Genomic DNA, 3434 nt, shown 5'->3' with positions numbered 1-3434 from the left:
CGTTCCGCAGGACCACGGAGCCGTTGGGCTGTGCATACAGGTAGAACTGCTGGAAATTGGCGTACTGGCCATTCGGGTCCTGGCATCCGAAGTGCCGCAGGCCGTAGTTGCTGTCATCGATACACAAGCCCGTAGCCGCGCTGTGCAGGGACCAGGTCTGACCGTTGTTGGACACTACGGTGAACTGCTGGAAAACGGCGTATTGGCCGCTCTGGTCCTGGCATCCGAAGTGCCGCAGGCCGTAGTTGCTGTCATCGATACACAGGCCCGTAGCCGCGCTGCGCAGGACCAGGGTGCCGTTGGGCGCATTGACCCGTGGGTGCTGGCCGCTGATCTGCGTTGAGGTCGTACTGGCCGTTGCGGTGCCGGCTCCGGCGAACGCGAGGGCCGGCAGCGTGACGGCCGCAGCCACTATGCGGGCCATGCGACCCAGTGTCCTTTTGGCGATGTTCAACGTACCCCCTGTAGTGATCAGACATGGTGTCGCCGCCTGTCCCCGCAACAGTGAAGTGGTACGGACAGCCCGTCCTCCACACTGTCCACGATGAGCAGGACATCCATGCCGGGTGGAAGTTCCTTGCGCTGCAAAGGCGTTGAAGCATCTCAGCAAAGCACGCGCCTACCGCTGGAGAGAAGAGTCGCGAACGGGCCATGACCCAATGGCTGATTCCGAAGCCGGGCGTCCGGCGAGGCACCGTTGACGCGGTCAGTCCGCCGTGGAGAACCGCGCGCCACCTTCGCCAACCTCGCCGGATGAACTCGGCGCGGTCCGCCACCTTGCTCCGGACTCCGCCTGCTTCACCGGCACCGGACAGCATGCAGCGCTGCACGGCGCTGCTCGGGTAGCACGGGTGGCAGTCGGTGCAGCGCCGCCATGGCGCAGTGCTGCGACCGGCCGGCCGTTCTGCAGGACGGCCGTTCGCAGGGTGCAACGGGGATCGCACGGACCCTGACCTGCGTTGGGGAGTTTGGGCGGGGCGAAACTCACCGGTCGCCGAGCCGAAACTCACCGGCCGGGCGTGACCTTGGTGGCGCTGGTGAGTTCACCGGTCATGACGAATGTGACTGTGCTGCCGGCACGCGACGACGAACACGACGGCGGCGACGCGCGGCTGGCGGTGTTCGCCGCCGAGCTGGCCGCCCGAGCGGCCGACCTCGCCGCCCGGGCGCAGCAGGACGCGGCGGGGGAGGACGAGGCGGATCGGGCTGCGGCGCAGCAGCGGGCGCGGTTGGCGGCCGCGGTAGGGATCGCGGCGGCTTCGGCGAGCAGGGCGGTGGTGTGGGTGTCGGAGTTGGCCGCCCGTACCGGCAGCCGGGACCTGGGCGAGTACGCGGCCGCCGTGCTCGCCTGCGGCCGGGACCTGGACCCCGAGGACGACGACCACGGCGGCGTGCCCGCCGACACCGCCTTCGTGCTCAGCGGGCTGGTACTGACCGGCGAGACCGGGCTGAACACCGGCGAGGGCCTCGCCCTGGCGGCGGTAGGCGCGATCGCCCTCGCGATGCCCCGCACCATCACCACCGGCGACCCAGCCCAACAGCTGCCCGAGCTCGCCCACCACCTCGACCAAGCCGTGAACGCCGGACGCGGCACGGCGTAGCGCTCCCGGTCCGTACGGTGGCCCGTTCCCTCGGTTCAGGGGGCGGGCCATCACCGTGACCTGCGGAGGCCCTCGTCACGGGGCTTCCTCGTCCGTGAGGCATGATCTTGAACATGGATGAACCAGCAGTGGAGCTGCTCTCGCGGCTGTGGGAGGCGCACGTCCAACGGGCGTTTCCTCCGCATCTTCGCGGTCGAGACATCGACGGCGAAGACCTGGTACTGCTGGACGCGTTCACCGCCAGCGGTGTTTCCTCGGTCCTGTCAGGGCACCTCGATGAGAACCGTCGCGGGACCTTGCTCGCGTGCCTCGCGGCCCTTGAGAAGGTCCTGCCGTCTCTTGGTGACGAGGGCGGCGGAGCCGAGTACTACGAGCGTCTGCACGAGATGGCGGTGCTTGCAGCCGAACTCGGGAACGCAAGGCCCCGGTAGCGTCAAGCACTGAGCCATGCCTCTGCTGCCCGGAGTGATCCGGCTGTACCACCCCTGTCCCAGATCCGGCTGCGACGTCGCCGCCTGGGCGAACAGGCTGGGACGGCCCCAGCACTTGTCGCTCTTCGTCGTCGCCGTCGTCGGTGCTCTCCGGCGGCAGCTTGACGATCCGCCGGAACCGGCTGGCGGCCTGCACGAGCATCGCGAACGCCAGCCCCAGGGACTCGTCCGCCGGCGGAACACCGGAGTCGGCGCCACCGGGGAGGACGGCGACCGCTGCTGACAGTCCTTCCTCCGCCGCTTCGACATCGAGCACACACTCCGCCTGTTCAAGCAGACGCTGGGCTGGACGAAGCCCAGGCTGCGAAGCCCGGAAGCCGCAGACCGCTGGACGTGGCTGGTGATCGCCGCCCACACCCAGCTCCGGCTCGCCCGCCCCCTGGCCGCCGACCTCCGCCGACCACGGGAGAAGCGGACCGAGTCGAACAGGCTGACGCCCGCGCGGGTGCGACGCGGGTTCAGGAACCTCCACGCACAGACCCCGACGCCAGCGCGTGCACCAAAACCGTCCCGCCCCGGCCCCGGACGCCCGCTCGGTTCGCGAAACAGCGGCTCGGCAACCCGTCACGATGTGGGACGGGTCCTCGCCGGCGGCGAGCCCTACGTCCGGCCGGCCCACCACCAACAGGGAACCAAACCCCGGCAACCGGATAGGCCATGTCGGACCGCGCCTCAACCCGAGCAGGGTGGCCTACGCTGCGGCCATGCCGAAGATCAGATTGAGCAACGACACCGAGAAGACCTTCGGGATCTGGGTCGAGCCGTGGGGCGAGGACTACTGGATGAAGCCCAAGGAGAAGTTCACGATCGTCACGGACACCCCCAAGGACACGGACTCCGACGAGGCACCGTTCGAGGTCGTCTTCCATGACCAGGGCGCCAGCGTGTGGGTGAACATCGGCTACGAGGCCACCGTCTACGACCACTCGGGCAACGAGCTCGACTGCGGGCATCAGCGTCCCGTCGAAGTCCTGCGCGCCTGGACCGAAGCCTCCGAGGCTGCTGCGGATCACTCCGGCCTGACGCCGGAGCTTCAGGAGACAGCCCTCAGTGAGGCGGAGACCATGCGGTGGCGACTCTCAAGGGCCGAAGCCGCCGAGCAGGAGGCACAGTCCGGCTGACAACGGGTTCGGAGGCGCGGACCCCCAACGGGCAACCTGCCTGCCCATCGGCAGCTCAACGGCCGATGCCAGAGGTAAAACGGCAAGCTCAGGGTGCACGCAGCACATGCCCACTGGCCGGCCCCGAAGCGAAGACGTGGCACGACGGGCCGGACGGCACCACACCAACCGCCGCAGCCGCCACCCGGAGCCGGAGGGGGCGGCCGGCCCCCCCCGCGCGT

The 3434-nt window shown here is 69.2% G+C and carries 4 protein-coding genes and 1 pseudogene; 4 read left to right on the top strand and 1 reads right to left on the bottom strand.

Annotated features, from left to right (window positions below):
- A partial coding sequence (locus ACFV61_RS35215; protein ID WP_380496188.1) for a hypothetical protein occupies positions 1-424 on the bottom strand: 424 nt, incomplete at its 3' end.
- 628 nt (positions 425-1052) lie between these two features.
- Here ACFV61_RS35215 and ACFV61_RS35210 point away from each other — a divergent pair.
- The 4 genes and pseudogenes from ACFV61_RS35210 (at position 1053) to ACFV61_RS35195 (ending at position 3213) form a co-directional block, all read left to right on the top strand.
- Complete coding sequence (locus tag ACFV61_RS35210) at positions 1053-1601, top strand: hypothetical protein (protein WP_380496186.1); 549 nt, start codon at positions 1053-1055, stop codon at positions 1599-1601.
- A gap of 113 nt (positions 1602-1714) precedes the next feature.
- Complete coding sequence (locus tag ACFV61_RS35205) at positions 1715-2032, top strand: hypothetical protein (protein WP_380496183.1); 318 nt, start codon at positions 1715-1717, stop codon at positions 2030-2032.
- A 283-nt stretch (positions 2033-2315) separates the two neighbouring features.
- Positions 2316-2699, top strand: a pseudogene (locus ACFV61_RS35200) (transposase); the annotation flags it as partial.
- Between the two features lie 97 nt (positions 2700-2796).
- Positions 2797-3213 carry a hypothetical protein gene (locus ACFV61_RS35195; RefSeq protein ID WP_380496181.1) on the top strand — a complete coding sequence of 139 codons (417 nt, stop codon included), beginning with the start codon at positions 2797-2799 and terminating at the stop codon, positions 3211-3213.
- Positions 3214-3434: the final 221 nt, after the last annotated feature.

This window comes from Kitasatospora sp. NPDC059817 (assembly GCF_042731835.1).
GTDB lineage: Bacteria > Actinomycetota > Actinomycetes > Streptomycetales > Streptomycetaceae > Kitasatospora.
This window is presented reverse-complemented; position numbering and strand designations above follow the sequence as displayed.